Source organism: Qipengyuania huizhouensis (assembly GCF_019711635.1).
Lineage (GTDB): Bacteria > Pseudomonadota > Alphaproteobacteria > Sphingomonadales > Sphingomonadaceae > Qipengyuania > Qipengyuania huizhouensis.
Genome location: NZ_JAIGNT010000010.1, coordinates 19,600 through 35,201, shown reverse-complemented (window position 1 = coordinate 35,201; position 15,602 = coordinate 19,600). Strand labels below are relative to the sequence as shown.

Sequence of the window (15,602 nt, the reverse complement as noted above, 5' to 3'; positions counted from 1 at the left end):
TCAGAAAGGTAGAGGCGGTGGCGATGGCTGCAATCGACCTTGTCTACAACCCGGTTTCGGGGAGCTTCGCGCAAAAGCACCTCACCTCACTCATCATGGCACTGGAGGGGGAAGGCTTCGAAGTCGTGTCGCTGCCTACAACTGCCGAAGGCGCGCGACTTTCCGGGCGTGCGGATATCATCTGTGTGCTTGGCGGCGACGGTACCTTGCGGGATGTCGTGCGGTCTCTTGGCGATAATGTGGAACGCACGCCGATATGCGTTGCTCCTTCGGGAACGATCAATCTTGTTGCAAGGGAACTGGATTATCCCCGCAAGCCTGACGACTTTGCGAAGAAGATCGCCGAAGGCTGGGCGCGCGGTGAAGAAGGATGGGCGCACGCCCCGCTCTATAGGCTGGGTGAACTTCCGATCGTGTCATGCCTCTCCATCGGCCCGGACAGCCACGCGGTCGCGCGCGTTTCGGGAGAACTGAAAAAGCGTATAGGCCGGTATGCCTATGTCATCGCCATGATGCAGCAAATGCGCGAGTGGCCGCGGGCACCGATGATCGTACGCGGGACGACGACCGAAGGGGAGGCATTCGAGGATGAAGCCGAGGCGGTCATCGTATCGAACGCGGCGCTTTATGCAGGGCCTTTCCGCATGAGCCCGGAGGCGGCGTTGCACGCCGATTCTGTCGAAGTGATTACGCTGCGGGAGGGTACCCGGTTCGGTATAATGGCGCTGAGCCTGGCTGCCATGCTCGGCCTTCCTGTCGAACGCTTTGCCAAGGCGAAAGTGCGCAGCTGCCGCCGGGTCGAGTTCGACCGTTGCGTTACCCCCGTGCAGGTTGACGGAGACCACATGCCCGACTGCGCCTACGCCATCGCGCCAAGTGGACTGACGCTGCGCTATATCGTCTGACTATTTCTTCGGCGGTTTGATCGAGGTGCGCAGGCGGGTGCGGTGCGCGCTCATGTCCAGGACTTCGCCCGGGCCGCTGTCTTCATTCTGAAGGATGCCGAGGCGGCGGGCCACTTCCTGATAGGCTTCGCTCTCGCCGCCGAGGTCCCGGCGGAAGCGATCCTTGTCCAGTTTTTCACCGGTGTTGATGTCCCACAGACGGCAGCCGTCGGGGCTGATTTCGTCGGCAAGGATTGTACGGCTGTAGTCGCCATCCCAGATGCGGCCGAATTCGAGCTTGAAATCCACCAGGCGGATATCGATCGCAGCGAACATACCGGAGAGGAAATCGTTGATGCGGATAGCCATGCTGGACATGTCCTGCATCTCTTCGTGACTGCACCAATTGAAGCAGGCGATCTCTTCTTCCGACACCTTGGGGTCGCCCAAGGCATCGTCCTTGAGGCAGTATTCGATCAGGGTGTGCGGAAGCACTTCGCCTTCCTCGATGCCGAGGCGCTTGGAAAGGGAACCGGCAGCGACATTGCGCACCACCACTTCGAGCGGGATGATTTCGACCTGTCGCACCAGCTGCTCGCGCATGTTCAGGCGGCGAATGAAATGCGTCGGAATTCCAATATGCGACAGCCGAGTGAAGACATATTCGCTGATGCGATTGTTGATCACGCCCTTGCCGTTGATCGTGCCTTTTTTCTCGGCATTGAAGGCGGTGGCATCATCCTTGAAGTATTGGATGATCGTGCCCGGCTCGGGACCCTCGTAGAGGATCTTGGCCTTGCCTTCATAGATCTGGCGGCGACGTGCCATCGGTTTCTTCCTTCGCGCAAAACACTTGCGCCCCGGCGGTGGAATCGAAGCGATCCGCACGAGGCCGGGGCGTTCGGTCGGCGCTTACCGGATGGCGGTGACGAAAGCAATCATGCGGGCGGCGGAATGGGGGTGGACTGGGCCTTGTCTTCTTCGACGGCAGGCGCATGTTCGTCCTTCAGCTTCGCGATCAGGCGGCCAAGCGTGGCACGCTGGACGAGCACGCTGAACAATACGGCTGCGAAAGTCGCCGCAAGGATCAGGTCGCGCGTTTCGCCGGGCGGAAGGGAGAGGGCGAGCGCGATCGAGATCCCGCCGCGCAGGCCGCCCCACCACAATACACGCCCAGCACCCTTGTCTTGGAGCCGTGCGGCCGGAATGGTCTTGGTCGAAACGAAAATGCCCACTGCACGTGCCATCAGGGTCAGGGGGATAGCGACTAGGCCGAAGATCAATTCGTCCACGCCGGGGATCAATACGATCATTTCCAGCCCGATCAGCAGGAACAGTACCGAATTGAGCAGTTCGTCGAGCAATTCCCAGAACTTGAGGAGGTAGTCGCGCGTCACGTCGCTCATGGCGTAGGTCACGCCGTGATTGCCGATCAGCAATCCGGCGACCGCCATGGCCAGAGGGCCGGAAATATGGAGTTGGCTGCACAGCGCATAACCGCCCATGACCACTGCGAGAGTGATCAGGACTTCGAGGGTATATTCGTCCATTCCAGCGAGTGCGCGATAACCGATGAACCCGGCAATCAATCCGACCATAATGCCGCCACCAGCCTCGATCGCAAATAGCTGTGCCCCCTCGGCAAGGGAGAAGTCGGTCCCGCTGATGGCAGCGCCCAGCAGGATGATGAATACCACGATGCCGACGCCGTCATTGAACAGGCTCTCCCCCGCAACTGCGCTCTGCAGCGATTGCGGGACGGCCTCTTCCCTGAGCACGCCAAGTACGGAAACCGGATCGGTCGGTGCGATCAGGGCACCGAAAACGAAATACCAGATCGGAGCGATGGGAAGGCCGAGCAGCATCCCGACGCCCCACATCGCGAGGCCGACCAGCACGGTCGAAATCATCACGCCGACGGTGGAGAGAAGCAGCACCGGAAGCCATGCAACCTTCAACCGGTCGAGATCCACATGCAGCGCGCCCGCGAACAGCAGGAAACTGAGCATCCCCTGTAGCAATGTTTCCGTGAAATTCATCTGCTGCAGCGTGTCGGCCACCCAGTCGTCGAGCGTGACGCCTGGAATGAGGGCATTGGCAACCATCAGGCCGATGGCGGCAAGCGCGCCCATCACAGTTAAGCCAATGACATGCGGAAGCTTGATGAAGTGATGATTGAACCAACCGAGTAAGGCAGAAGCCACAACCAGCAAGGCGGCAATATCGAAGGCGGAGAGCGCAGTCGCTGTTTCTTCGTGCATGACGTCAGCGATAGCGCGGCCCGAGGGTCAGGAGAACCCTTCGCGGAGGAGGACGTTATTCCGGAGGCTATAAAGTGGTGCCCGGGGACGGATTCGAACCGCCGACACTGCGATTTTCAGTCGCATGCTCTACCAACTGAGCTACCCGGGCTTACCTTCGCTGCGGCCTCTCGTGGGGCTCTCCAGCGGTTGGAGTGCGCGCCTATGGCGAAGCGGGGGCGGCTTGGCAAGGGGCTATTTCAGTCGTCCTGCGGCGTGACCACTTCGCTGGCGATCTCTTCCGGCAGGGCTGCACGACCGGGCACGGCGTATCCGTCTCCGAACCATTTCGCGAGGTCACGGTCGCGGCATCGATCCGAGCAGAACGGGGCATGCTTTTCGGAGCGCGGCTTCTTGCAGATGGGGCAGGATTTACTCATGCCCCATGATCTGGGCAGAAGCTGCCTCGATGGCAAGGCCGGGTTCGGTCTCTATCCGCAGCGGGCGACCCGTTCTGCGTTCGAGCTCTTCAATCCATTCGGGCTCGAGTTTGGCCTTGAGTGCGGGATGGACTGTAAGAAGCGTGATACCTGCACCCTCGACCAGTTCCGCACGGCGCAATGCCATGCGTGCCGCCATACCAGTGCGCGACGCGGCGAAGCGGTGCAGCAGGGAGGGACCTTCCAGCCGCGAGACGAGCTGCACGAAGCCGAACCCGTTCATCGCCGTGCGCTCATGCGGCCAATCCCACAGCGCCTCTCCGAGAGCGGAGTCCACTGCCTTGCGATCCGCCTTGGCTTCCAGCGTCGGAAAGTCGATCCCGATGGAGCCGCCGAGATCGAACTGCCCCAGCGCGAGTGCGAGCGGCCCGACCGCTGCCAGCGCCAGCGCGCGCGGATCGAGGTCTCCGTCGATATCGACCAAAGTCATCGCAGGGGTGACGGCAAACAGCAGCGATCCGCCGTTGAATTCCACCTCCCCCGAATTCGCGGCGAGCCAGATGTCTTCCCATGTCCCGGCGGGAAAGCGGTGCACGGCTTTTCCGCCGCTGAAGACGTCCGCTGTCTTCGTAATGGTGTCCGCGGGCCGGGCGGAAGGCAGTTTGTAGCGTCCCCGCTCGGTCATGGCGGCACGGGTCACGACGAGGTCGAGCGTGCTTCCTTCGCTTACGTTTCGGGGCAGTTTGTCGACCAGAATCTCGCGGCCCTCGGGAGAGATCGCTGTGCCCCGGACGCCGCGCTTGCTTGCCAACTTTGCGGCGATAGTCTGGCCGGCGTATAATTCGCCGTGCCAGCGGCATTTTGCGGCCAGTACAGTATCGCTATCGAGCAGGATCGCCCGCGTCTCGCCAATCCCTTCCTCGATCAGCCACTCAGGCAATTTCGAACCCTGCCGCTTTCAGAAGCGTTCGTGTCTCGTAGAGCGGCAGACCGACGACACCCGAATGGCTGCCCTGAATGCGAGTGATCAGGCCCTCGGCGACGCCCTGGATTGCATATCCACCAGCTTTTCCGTGCCATTCGCCACTGGCCATATAGGCGTCGATTTCGTGCCCGGAAAGGCGCTTGAACAGAACCATAGTCTCGCTCAGGCGCTCCCGAACGATGCCGTCCGGTGCACGCAGAGCAATGGCCGAAAACACGCGGTGGCGACGGCCCGATAGCAGTTCAAGGCACTGGCGGGCAGTCGTTTCATCCTCGGCTTTCGGCAGGATGCGGCGGCCGGCGGCCACTACGGTATCGCCCGCCAGCACGAACCCTTCGTTGCTTGCAGCAGCTTCAGCCTTTTCACGCGCCATGCGCCTGGCATAGTCGCGCGGCAATTCGCCCTTGGCAGGCGTTTCGTCGATATCGGCAGGATTGATCGCGCCCGGAGTAAGGCCCAGCCGCGCGATGAGTTCGCGGCGGCGCGGGCTGGCGGAGGCGAGGATGAGCTTGGGCGAACCCACGCGGAATTACTGCGGGCCGGGGCCCTGGCCAGGGCCGCCGCGTCCGGGCATGAAGCGGTAGGTGATGCGCGCCTTGGTGAGATCGTAAGGCGTCAGTTCGCACAGCACCTCGTCACCTACCAGAACGCGGATGCGGTTCTTGCGCATCTTGCCAGCCGTGTGGCCCAGCACTTCATGGCCGTTCTCGAGCTCGACGCGGAACATGGCGTTGGGCAGCAGTTCCACAACGCGCCCGCGCATTTCGAGAAGTTCTTCCTTGGCCATTCGTGTCCTTAAGTCATGTTGTTGGTCGAGTAATGTCGCGCGCCCATAGCGGCAGGAGGGATAAAAGGAAAGAGTTTGGCATTCAGCTTACTGCAAGGCAGCCGCGACAATTCGATACGCGGCAAGCCCTTGTCCTTATTTGTCCTTTCGCCGAAGTCATCAAGCGAGGGGGCCTGACGACCGAAAATCGAAAGACCCGAGTTTGATGCGAAGATACGGCAAATCCACGCTTCTGGCGCTGACCGCCATATGGGTATGGCAAATTCCATCCGCAATGGCGCAGGATGACGAGGGCCAGGAACAGCCCGCAGATGATCCGGCCGAACCCGCGGCGGCCGTTCCGGACGCGGATGATGGCGACATCGTCGTCTATGGCACTCGTCTCAAGGGCCAGCTCATCATCGATCAGCCCCCGCTTGCGGAATATGACGAAGCCGATATTGCAGCCTTCGGCGCGGGATCGATCGCCGATCTTATCGAAGCCATAGAGCCTGCGACCAGCAGCGGTGCACGGGGCGGACGCGGCGGGGGCAGGCCCGTCTTCCTGATCAACGGTATTCGCGTATCGAGCTGGCGCGAATTTCGCAGCTACCCTCCCGAAGCCGTCGCCAAGGTAGAGGTGTTTGCGGAAGAGGTGGCGCAGCGTTTCGGCTATTCGCCGGACCAGCGCGTGGTCAACATCGTCCTCAAGCCCAATTTCCAGAGCGTGACCGCGGAAGTGGAATACGAACAGCCAGCGGATGGTGGCTATTCTCGCAATGAACAGGAAGCGTCGTGGTTGAGGATCGGCGAGAAGGGTCGGCTAAACTTCAACGTGGAGGCGGAAGACCGCAGCCTGCTGACCGAAGCGGAGCGGGATCTCGTCCTGACGGAGATCCCCGGCAATGCCCAATTCCGCAGTCTCGTTTCGGACACAATGAGCCTGCAGGCGGAGGGCAATTATACCCGTGCATTCATGGACAGCGGCAGTTCGATCAGCCTCAACGGGACGGTTGGGCACGATGAAAGTCGAAGCCTTTCCGGCCTGGCCATCGACGGTACAACCCCGCTCGAGCGGCGCGGCGAAACCAATAGCTATTCTGCCGGTCTCACCTTCAACAAACCGCTCGGTGCCTGGAACGCGACTTTCACGAACGATTCCAATCACACTCGCTCTCTTACAGAGATAGACCGCAACGATGCGAGCGGTTTCGATACGGCAAGCAGTCGAACCTATACGACCTCGAACAAGCTGACCGTGAACGGTTTCCCGTTGCAACTTCCAGCCGGCGAATTGAGCACCACGCTCGATCTGGGTCTCGACTGGACGAGGCTAGAAAGCGAGGATTCCCGCGCGGATAGCGACATTTCGCTGACACGCAGGCGGCTCAACGGCGGCCTCACCGTGACGGCGCCGATCGCGCGGCGCGGAGATCCCCTGGGCGTTATCGGCGATATCTCGCTTACTGCGACGGGCGGCTTCGAGGACCTGTCGGATTTCGGCACGCTGGCGAACTGGAGCCTTGGCGCCAACTGGTCGCCGTTCGATAACCTCAATCTGAGCGCCACGCGCATCTATCGCGAAGTCGCGCCTTCGCTTGCCAACCTGGGCAATCCGCAGATCGACGAACTCAACTCTACCGTCTTCGACTATCGCAGCGGCGAAACCGTGCTGGCCACGGTCGTGACTGGTGGCAACCCCGACCTCCTGGCGGAAACGCAGACCGACTGGAAATTCAGCGCCAATTGGGAACTGCCCTTCTGGGAAAACTCGCGTTTGAGCGCCGATTACGGCATCAATCGTTCGCGCGATGTGACCGCATCGCCTTCCTTCAGCTCCGCATTCGAGCAGGCCTTTCCCGACCGTGTGACCCGCGACACCGATGGCGAACTGCTGGCCATCGATCGGCGCCCGCTCACTTTGTATGAGACCCGCAGCCGCATCCTTTCCTTCGGCTTCAACACCCGCGGGCAAATCGGGAAGGCACCCGAACGCACCGAACAGCAAAGTGCAGGCGGGCAAGCTGCGACGCAAGCGCCGCAGGGCGGCCAGGGCGGCGGTTTCGATCCCGCGCGCATGCAGGCAGTGCGGGAAGTCTTCTGCAATACGCCGGAAGGCGAGACGCCAGATTTGTCGCAGATCCCGGAGGCTTTCCGCGCGCGACTGCTCGACGAAAACGGCAATCCGGACCCGGCGAAGATCGCGGCCGCGCGTGAGCGGTTCTGCGGAGAGGAAGCGCAAGAACGAAGCGAGCGCTTCGCCGCCATGCGCACAGCAATTTGTGCCGATCCGCCCAATCTGGAAGGACTGCCGGAGGAAATGCTTGCACGGCTGAGAAACGAGGATGGTGAGATCGATCCGGAGCGCTTGAAGGCTTTGCGCGAACGTATGTGCAGCGCTGATGCCGCTCCTGGCGGCGAGTCCGGTCAGGAGGACCGTCGCGCCGGTGGCGGGCGCATGGCCCGGATGATGGGAGGCGGCGGAAACGAAGACACGCGCCCGCGCTACTTCCTCGGCTTCAATCACAATATCGTGCTGGAAAACGAGGTGCTGTTGTCCGAGAATGGGCCGTTGTTTGATCAGATCGACGGCTTCGTGCTCGGGGGAGGGGCCGTTCCGCGCCATAGCTCAAGCCTGCAGGGCGGCATCTTCTGGCAGGGTTACGGCTTCCGCCTTTCGGGCCAATATGTCGGCGAGGCTGTTCTTCGCGGAGGAGATATCCCCGGATCGAGTGATCTGTTCTTCGGCGATCTGGCGACGGTGGATATCCGCCTGTTCGCCGATCTGGGCGAGGCGTTCGACAAGGAGGATGGCTTTCTCAAAGGCCTGCGCGTCTCGGCGATGATGGACAATGTGTTCGACGCCCGCAGGAGTGTTACCGACGAGAACGGGGATGTCCCCGCAGCTTACGAACCGTTCAGGATCGATCCCACCGGTCGCTATTTCGGCATTGAGGTCAGAAAGGCGTTCTAGACGCTGCCCGCGATGGCATCGCCGGCAGCAACACCGCTCGCCCAGGCCCATTGGAAGTTGTAGCCGCCGAGCCAACCCGTCACGTCGACCGCCTCTCCGATTGCGTAGAGGCCGGGGACCTTCCTGGCCTCCATCGTCTTCGACGAAAGTTCGGCTGTCGAGATGCCGCCCACGGTAACCTCTGCCTTGGCGAAACCCTCGCTGCCGGTCGGTCGGAAACTCCAGTGTTTGAGACGCCCTTCCGCCGTGCGTAGTTCCTTGTCGCTCGCATTGCCGAGTTCTTTTTCCAAGCCGAGCTTGTGGGCGAGAATATCGGCGAGACGGTCGGGCAGGGCTTCGCGCAGGATCGAGCGCAGGGTGGCGCGGGGCGTTTCGCGCTTGCGGTCGAGCAGCCAGCTGCCGGTGCGATCCGGCAGGAAGTCGATCGCCACCTCTTCGCCCGGTTTCCAGTAGGAGGAGGCCTGCAAAATCGAAGGGCCCGACAGCCCGCGATGGGTAAATAGCGCAGCTTCGGGAAAGCTCGCCTTGCCCGCGCTGGCGATGACCGGTGCGGAAACACCCGAAATTTCGCGAAACAGCACTTCCTCGCCCCCCAGTGTCAGCGGAACGAGTGCGGGACGAGGTTCGACGACCTTGATCCCAAACTGGCGCGCGAGATCATAGGCGAAGCCGGTTGCGCCCATCTTGGGGATTGAAGGGCCGCCCGTGGCGATCACCAGATTGGGCGCGGAATAGGTTCCGGATTGCGCGACGACCGTGAAACCATCGCCCTGCGTGACCTCGGACACCTCCTCGTTGCAGCGAATGTCGACGGCGCCCCTGGCGCATTCTTCCAGCAGCATCTCGACAATCTGTTTCGATGAGCCATCGCAGAATAACTGACCCAAAGTCTTCTCATGCCAGGCGATGCCATAGCCTTCGACCAGCGCGAGGAAATCGCGCGGCATGTATCGGGCCAGAGCCGATTTGGCGAAGTGCGGATTGGATGAAAGATAGTTCGCCGGGCCCGCGCCGATATTGGTAAAATTACACCGTCCGCCGCCTGAGATCAGGATTTTCTTTCCCGGCTTTTCCGACTTTTCGAGTACCAGTACACGCCGGCCCTGCTGGCCCGCTCGTGCCGCGCACATCAATCCGGCGGCTCCTGCCCCGAGGATTATTGCATCGAAGTTAGACACGCTATTGCGCGGCGAGTGGCTCGACCGGGCGTTCCTGTCGGGCGATAAAATAAAGCAACGTGCCGGCAACAACCAGGCCGCCGAATACTATCCAGCTCTGCGTATCGGCATGGGTTCCGACCCAGATCGTGCTGAGAACCGTAAGAATGGAAACGGAACCGTGGAGAGGATTTATGCCGCCTTCGCGCTTCTCGATCATGGGCAAGGCAAAGGCCGCGATCAGATAGGTCAAAAGCCGTGTCAATGTCCCGGCGAGTGCCAGCACCATGAATCCCTCCCAAAGTCCGAAGGCGATGCTCGCCCCGCCATAGAACAGGATAGAATTGGCCGGTGTCCCCAGCTTCGGCGATACCTTCATGAACCAGCGCGGCAGCATACCGCGTTCGGCCATGCCGTAAGTCATGCGGGGCAGGCTGATACCGCCCGCGAAATTGTTCGCCCCGATGCTGAAGGCCGCCGCAATGACGATGGCGATTGCGCCCGCTGGACCCATCGCTTCGCGAGCGGCGATGGCCAGCGGGTTTTCGGCATCCGCACCTGCCGCCGGGTCGATGGCGATATAGGCCCAGATGACCAGCATGTAGAGTAGCGTAACTGCGCCCAACATTGCTACCAGCGCCAGTGGAACGTCGCGCTTGGGGTTCTTCATCTCCCCCGCAGGCAGCACGACATATTCGAAGCCGATGAAGGCGTAATAGGTCAGCAACACCACCGTCTCGGCATCGGAGAAAGCCGGGAGTACGAGTCCTAGCTGCGGCTCACCGGCGAACAGCCCGGCCACTATCAGGGCGAATAGCGGTAGCAGCTTCACCGCAGTCAAAGCGCTCAGCGTGGCAACAGAACTGCGCAGGCTGAACAGGTTGACGATGGTTATGAAGCCGATGAATCCTGCCACTATCAGCGGGCGTAGCACCGGCCCGTCGAGTACCGGGAATAGCGTGGCAAGATATGAGACCATCACATGGGTGTTGGCCGCCACCGTCACAATGGCGCTGGCATAGCGTGCCCAACCGGCCTGGAAGCCGATGAAACGCCCGAACGCCGCTTCTCCGTAAAGGATCGGCCCGCCCGAATGATCGAATCGGGCAGAAAGCCATGCGAAGGTCAGCGTCAACGGCAGGAACAAGAGCCCGCCCAGCAGCATCATCCAAGGCGCGAAACTGCCTACAGCCAAGAACAAGGTTGCAGGCAGGGCGAAGATACCCGCGCCGATCATTCCGTTCACAGGCAGCAGCGAAGCGCCGAACAGACCCATGGTGCGCGGTGGTGATATCGTTTTCCCGTCCATGGGCGGTGGATGGCGGCAAACACGGCTTTGCACAAGCGCCTCGCGCGCACTATCTCCACCGCCATGTCGCGCAGCAAGGCCGGTTCTCCCAATGATCCGAGAGGAAAGGAGCGTTTCCACGAGGAACGCGCCACCAAGACCGTGGCCAGCGCGCAGCCGGATCTCGAAACCGGGATCAAGGCCATCCGCGACACGGTGAAGACCTTGAAGCCGCGCCCCGGCGTCTATCGCATGCTCGATACGCGGGGCGACGTGCTTTATGTCGGCAAAGCGCGCAGCCTGAAGGCGCGGGTGGCGAATTACACGCAGGTGAAGAACCTTTCCATCCGGCTCCAGCGGATGGTCAGCCAGACCCGGGCGATGGAAATCGTCGTCACCAATTCGGAAGCAGAGGCGCTCCTCCTCGAAGCGCAGCTGATCAAGCGGTACCGCCCGCCGTTCAACGTGCTGCTGCGCGACGACAAGAGCTTCCCTTTCATCCTGCTACGCGCCGACCATGCCTTTCCGCGCATCCAGAAACACCGCGGCGCGCGGCGGGCCAAGGGCAATTACTACGGTCCTTTCGCCAGCGCGGGCTCGGTCAACAAGACGCTTAACGCGCTGCAGAAACTGTTCCTGCTGAGGAGCTGCACCGACAGTTTCTTCAACAATCGCGACCGGCCCTGTCTGCTCTACCAGATCAAGCGTTGCTCGGCCCCCTGCGTCGGCCGGATCGACGAGGCGGGTTACGAAAGCCTCGTGCAGGAAGCGAAGGACTTTCTTTCGGGCAAGTCCGGGGCTGTGCAGTCCAATATCGAGAAGCAGATGGCCAAGTCGGCCGAGAACCTCGATTTCGAGACTGCTGCGATCTTGCGCGACCGACTGCGCGCGGCGACCTTCATCCAGGGTAGCCAGGCGATCAATGCCAGCGGCGTGGGCGATGCCGACGTCTTCGCGCTGGCTGCCAAGGGTGGTCAGATCGGCGTGCAGGCCTTCTTTATCCGCGGCGGACAGAACTGGGGGCACAAGGCCTTCTTCCCGAAGAATACAGCCGATCTGGCCGAGGAAGAGGTGCTATCCGACGTTCTGCTGCAGTTCTACGAAGAGGTTCCGCCGCCCAAGACGATCCTGACCGACCGGGAACTGGCCGAACAGGAACTGATGGCCGAGGCCCTGGCCGAGAAGGCGGGCCATGCGGTCGTGATCTCGATCCCGCAGCGCGGCGACCGGCGCAAGCTGATGCAGCAGGCGCAGCGCAATGCCACCGAAGCGCTAGAGCGGCGGCTGGCAGAGAGTGGGACCAAGGCGCAACGGCTGCGCGAACTGGCGGAATTCCTCGAACTGGAGGAGGTGCCGCAGCGCATCGAGATCTACGATAACAGCCATATCCAGGGCGACAAGGCGCTGGGCGCGATGGTGGTCGCCAGTCCCGAAGGCTTCGAAAAAGGCCAGTACCGCAAGTTCAACATCAGGACCGCGCAGACAAACGACGATTTCGCAATGATGCGCGAGGTCATGGGCCGCCGTTTCCGCAAGCTTGCAGAGACCGACCGTGAAGATGAGAGCGCGCCAAATGGAAAGGGACACGAAGCGATCTGGCCCGACCTGCTGCTGATCGATGGCGGCAAGGGACAGGTTTCGAGCGTGATGGGTGTGCTGGAGGATCTGGGGATCGCGGCCGACGTGCCCGTCATCGGCATCGCCAAGGGCCCGCACCACGGGCGCGAGGGGCGCGAAGTATTCCACTTCCCCGATGGTCGCGAAAAGATACTGCCGGTCAATTCGCAGCTCCTGTTCTATCTCCAGACCTTGCGCGACGAAGTGCACCGTTATGCCATCGGCGCCCACCGCGCCAAACGCAGCCGCGCAATCACGGCCTCTCCGCTCGACGAAATTCCCGGCATCGGGCCATCGCGAAAGCGTGCGCTGCTGCTGCATTTCGGCACGGCGGGCAAGGTCCGCGCCGCTTCGTTACAGGACCTCCAGCGCGCACCGGGAATCAGCGCAGGCGTGGCGCAGCAGATATACGATTTCTATCACGCGGGCGGCTGAGTTTGCGGGTCTCGGCCAGATTGCGCTCGATCAATGACGTGCAGTGGCTGGAAGTGTAAACGGGTACCAGAAGGCTCGGGGAGTCGTCTCTCGAGCCGAGACTGCCTGGAGATTCGCCATGAAATCGATCCTCTTCAATGCCCATCAGGATCCGGGCCACTCAAGGCGATTGGATGTCGTGCTTGACCTCGCACGAGCGTTCGACAGCCATCTGACTCTGCTGACGGCCATGCCTTACGAGGTAGCCGCGAGCAACGATCCCTATGGGGCTGCTTTTGCCGCCATGGTGCCGGTGTGGCGAGAAGAAGTGCGCAAGCTTCGCGAGGAAACCGAAAGGGACCTTGCGAACGAGGACGTTCCCTGGGACTGGGTGGACAAGGCTGGCCCAGTTGCGCTGGCCCTGTTGAAGCGCTCGTCGCTGGCCGATCTCGTGGTCGTGGGCGAACGCGAGCCTCGTGCGGGGGGCGAGGCCCCCTCCTTCACGGCGGGCGAGCTCGCACTGACCGCAGACTGTCCCGTTCTCGTCCTCCCCGATGAATGCACGCGGATGGATTTGGAAAAGCCTGCGCTGGTAGCGTGGGATGGATCGGCCGAAGCCTCCCACGCGCTGCGCGCTGCTCTGCCGTTCCTGAAACGGGCAAGCAGAGTATATCTGGCTACGGTGCAGACGAAGAAGCGGGGCAGCAAGGACAAATTCGACCTGCCACCGATACGCGGTGCGGACTATCTATCTCATCATGGCATATCGAGCGAAATGGTCGAGCTCGAGCAATCCGAGAACGGCACAGCCCAGGCGATCCGGAATGCAGCCGATGTCCGGGGCGTCGGACTAATCGTGATGGGAGCCTATGGCCGCACGCGCCTGTCCGAATGGGTATTCGGCGGAGTCACGCGGGCCATGCTTTCCGACGTGCGGGTGCCCCTTCTGCTGAAGCACTAGGACCGTGGCGGACCTCCCGGTTTGCGCTTTCCGGCGAACGGCTTGCCACCGGGCTTGCCCTTCTTGAACGGAGGCTTCCCACCCGGCTTCTTGCCGCCGGGACCACCGCTTGGGCCCTTGCGCGGTCCCTTGCCGAAGGGCTTCGGGCGCACGCGAGGGCCGCCTCCGTCGCCACCGCCAAATTCGCGACGGTTCTGGCGGGCTTCGACGCGGGGGCCATCGGGGGATTCCTCGATGACGATCGCGTCCTGCTCGTCATCGGTATCGGCCGTACGGGCAATGGCATCGGCGAACTTTGCGGCGGCGGTTTTCGGCACCTGGAACCAGCTTTCGTGCTGGCCGATGCGGATCGCGCCGATTTCATTGCGTGTGATGTGACCGCGGCGGCACAGCAGCGGCAGGATCCAGCGCGGTTCGGCGTTCTGGCGGCGGCCGATGCCGATCTTGAACCAGACCACATCCTCGAAACCGGGACGATGGCGTTCGGCCTTGGCCTTGTCTCGCGCTTCGGGCGTATTCGCGAGCAGTTCTTCGGGATGCGGCATCTTGGCGCGGTGCGCATGGACCAGCGCAGCGGCGATGTCCTCTGCCGAAAGCTTGGCCAGCAATTCTTTGCCCAGTTCGCGGTCCGCATCGTCGAATTCGGTCGGCGCGGTGAGCTTTTCCATCAGCCGCGCCCGGTCTTTCCTGGCGATGGCTTCGGGGGTTGGCGCATCCATCCACTCGGCGGCGATCTTCGCGCCGCGTAGCATGCTCTCGACCCGCTTGCGGCGGTTGTAGGGCACGACGATAGCCGCAGTGCCCTTCTTGCCCGCACGGCCAGTACGACCAGAACGGTGCTGCAGCGTTTCCGCATCGCGCGGAATTTCGACATGGATGACGAGGCTCAGCGTCGGCAGGTCGATCCCTCGTGCGGCAACGTCGGTTGCGACGCAGACGCGGGCGCGGCGATCGCGCAGTGCCTGCAGGGCCTGGTTGCGTTCCGACTGGGAGTGCTCGCCCGACAGTGCCACCACGCCGAAGCCGCGGTTCTGCAACGTCGCATGGAGCCGGCGGACGCTGTCGCGCGTGGCGCAGAAACAGATCGCGGTCTCGGCCTCGTGGAAGCGCAGCAGGTTGACTACTGCGTTCTCGATTTCCGAGGGGCTGACCGTGATCGCCTGATAGGAAATGTCGCCATGTCCGCGGGTTTCGCCCGCGAGAGACAGCCGCAGCGCATTGGACTGATACCGCTCTGCCAGACGCACGATGGCGGGGGGCATGGTGGCGGAGAACAGCAGCGTGCGGCGCTTGTCGGGAGTGGCGTCGAGGATTTCCTCGAGGTCTTCGCGAAAGCCCATGTCGAGCATCTCGTCGGCTTCGTCGAGCACGACACCGGCAAGGCCGGAAAGGTCGAGAGCGCCGCGTTCGAGGTGGTCGCGCAGGCGGCCCGGCGTACCCACCACGATGGCGGGGCCTGTGCGCAGGGCACGGCGTTCCTTGCTCGCATCCATCCCGCCGACGCAGGTTGCGATCCGCAGACCGGCCTTGGCATAAAGCCAGCCGAGTTCGCGGCTGACCTGCAGCGCGAGTTCGCGCGTGGGGGCGACTACCAGCAGCAGCGGCTGTTCGACCAGCGCCAGATTGGCGGTTTCGGCCAGCAGCGTTTCGGACATGGCAAGGCCGAAGGCGACCGTCTTGCCCGATCCCGTCTGGGCGGACACGATCAGGTCGCGTCCGCGTGCTTCGTCCTCGACGACGGCGGACTGGACGGGGGTGAGGGCGGTATAGCCGCGCTCGGAAAGGGCTTCGCCGATCATCGGCGGGAGTGTTTCGAAACTCATGATGCTCACAAACGAAAGAGACGCCGCATCGTTGCGCGGCGCCGAGGGTAGAA

The 15,602-nt window shown here is 62.3% G+C and carries 13 protein-coding genes and 1 tRNA gene; 4 read left to right on the top strand and 10 right to left on the bottom strand.

Annotated features, from left to right (window positions below):
* Window positions 1-23: 23 nt before the first annotated feature.
* Window positions 24-905 (top strand): diacylglycerol/lipid kinase family protein, encoded by an 882-nt coding sequence (locus tag K3180_RS09500; RefSeq protein WP_221540298.1) that lies wholly within the window; start codon window positions 24-26, stop codon window positions 903-905.
* Here the strand turns inward: K3180_RS09500 and purC are convergent, their stop codons facing one another.
* The 7 genes from purC to infA all read right to left on the bottom strand — a co-directional run bounded on the left by purC (window position 906) and on the right by infA (window position 5,336).
* Window positions 906-1,712 carry a phosphoribosylaminoimidazolesuccinocarboxamide synthase gene (gene purC, locus K3180_RS09495; protein ID WP_221540297.1) on the bottom strand — a complete coding sequence of 269 codons (807 nt, stop codon included), beginning with the start codon at window positions 1,710-1,712 and terminating at the stop codon, window positions 906-908.
* 110 nt (window positions 1,713-1,822) lie between these two features.
* Window positions 1,823-3,145 (bottom strand): cation:proton antiporter, encoded by a 1,323-nt coding sequence (locus K3180_RS09490; RefSeq protein ID WP_221540295.1) that lies wholly within the window; start codon window positions 3,143-3,145, stop codon window positions 1,823-1,825.
* A 75-nt stretch (window positions 3,146-3,220) separates the two neighbouring features.
* A tRNA-Phe gene (locus K3180_RS09485) sits at window positions 3,221-3,296 on the bottom strand.
* A gap of 88 nt (window positions 3,297-3,384) precedes the next feature.
* The gene (locus K3180_RS09480; protein WP_221540294.1) at window positions 3,385-3,564 is read right to left on the bottom strand and encodes a DNA gyrase inhibitor YacG; all 180 of its coding nucleotides are present in this window, start codon (window positions 3,562-3,564) and stop codon (window positions 3,385-3,387) included.
* Window positions 3,557-4,504 (bottom strand): Rne/Rng family ribonuclease, encoded by a 948-nt coding sequence (locus K3180_RS09475; protein WP_221540292.1) that lies wholly within the window; start codon window positions 4,502-4,504, stop codon window positions 3,557-3,559. Before K3180_RS09475 ends, K3180_RS09480 begins: the two co-directional genes overlap by 8 nt.
* On the bottom strand, window positions 4,497-5,072 hold the full coding sequence (locus K3180_RS09470; RefSeq protein WP_221540289.1) for a Maf family protein: 576 nt from the start codon (window positions 5,070-5,072) through the stop codon (window positions 4,497-4,499). Before K3180_RS09470 ends, K3180_RS09475 begins: the two co-directional genes overlap by 8 nt.
* A gap of 6 nt (window positions 5,073-5,078) precedes the next feature.
* Window positions 5,079-5,336, bottom strand: coding sequence for a translation initiation factor IF-1 (gene infA, locus K3180_RS09465; protein ID WP_006833527.1), 258 nt, complete (start codon window positions 5,334-5,336; stop codon window positions 5,079-5,081).
* Between the two features lie 205 nt (window positions 5,337-5,541).
* Between infA and K3180_RS09460 the strand changes: the two genes are divergently transcribed.
* Window positions 5,542-8,289 (top strand): TonB-dependent receptor plug domain-containing protein, encoded by a 2,748-nt coding sequence (locus K3180_RS09460; RefSeq protein ID WP_221540288.1) that lies wholly within the window; start codon window positions 5,542-5,544, stop codon window positions 8,287-8,289.
* On the opposite strand, the gene K3180_RS09455 is transcribed toward K3180_RS09460, so the two are convergent.
* Window positions 8,286-9,467, bottom strand: coding sequence for a BaiN/RdsA family NAD(P)/FAD-dependent oxidoreductase (locus tag K3180_RS09455; protein ID WP_221540286.1), 1,182 nt, complete (start codon window positions 9,465-9,467; stop codon window positions 8,286-8,288). The genes K3180_RS09460 and K3180_RS09455 overlap by 4 nt on opposite strands.
* Window position 9,468: 1 nt before the next feature.
* Complete coding sequence (locus K3180_RS09450; RefSeq protein WP_221540284.1) at window positions 9,469-10,755, bottom strand: APC family permease; 1,287 nt, start codon at window positions 10,753-10,755, stop codon at window positions 9,469-9,471.
* A 63-nt stretch (window positions 10,756-10,818) separates the two neighbouring features.
* Here K3180_RS09450 and uvrC point away from each other — a divergent pair, with 63 nt between their 5' ends.
* Together uvrC and K3180_RS09440 are read left to right on the top strand one after the other, a co-directional pair.
* Entirely contained in the window at window positions 10,819-12,786 is a 1,968-nt protein-coding gene (gene uvrC / locus K3180_RS09445) for an excinuclease ABC subunit UvrC (RefSeq protein WP_221540282.1), read from the top strand.
* Between the two features lie 118 nt (window positions 12,787-12,904).
* A complete protein-coding gene (locus K3180_RS09440; protein WP_221540280.1) occupies window positions 12,905-13,726 on the top strand; it encodes a universal stress protein in 822 nt (273 codons plus the stop codon).
* On the opposite strand, the gene K3180_RS09435 is transcribed toward K3180_RS09440, so the two are convergent.
* Window positions 13,723-15,549 carry a DEAD/DEAH box helicase gene (locus K3180_RS09435; RefSeq protein WP_221540278.1) on the bottom strand — a complete coding sequence of 609 codons (1,827 nt, stop codon included), beginning with the start codon at window positions 15,547-15,549 and terminating at the stop codon, window positions 13,723-13,725. The two genes, K3180_RS09440 and K3180_RS09435, sit on opposite strands and share 4 nt — an antisense overlap.
* Window positions 15,550-15,602 lie beyond the last annotated feature (53 nt).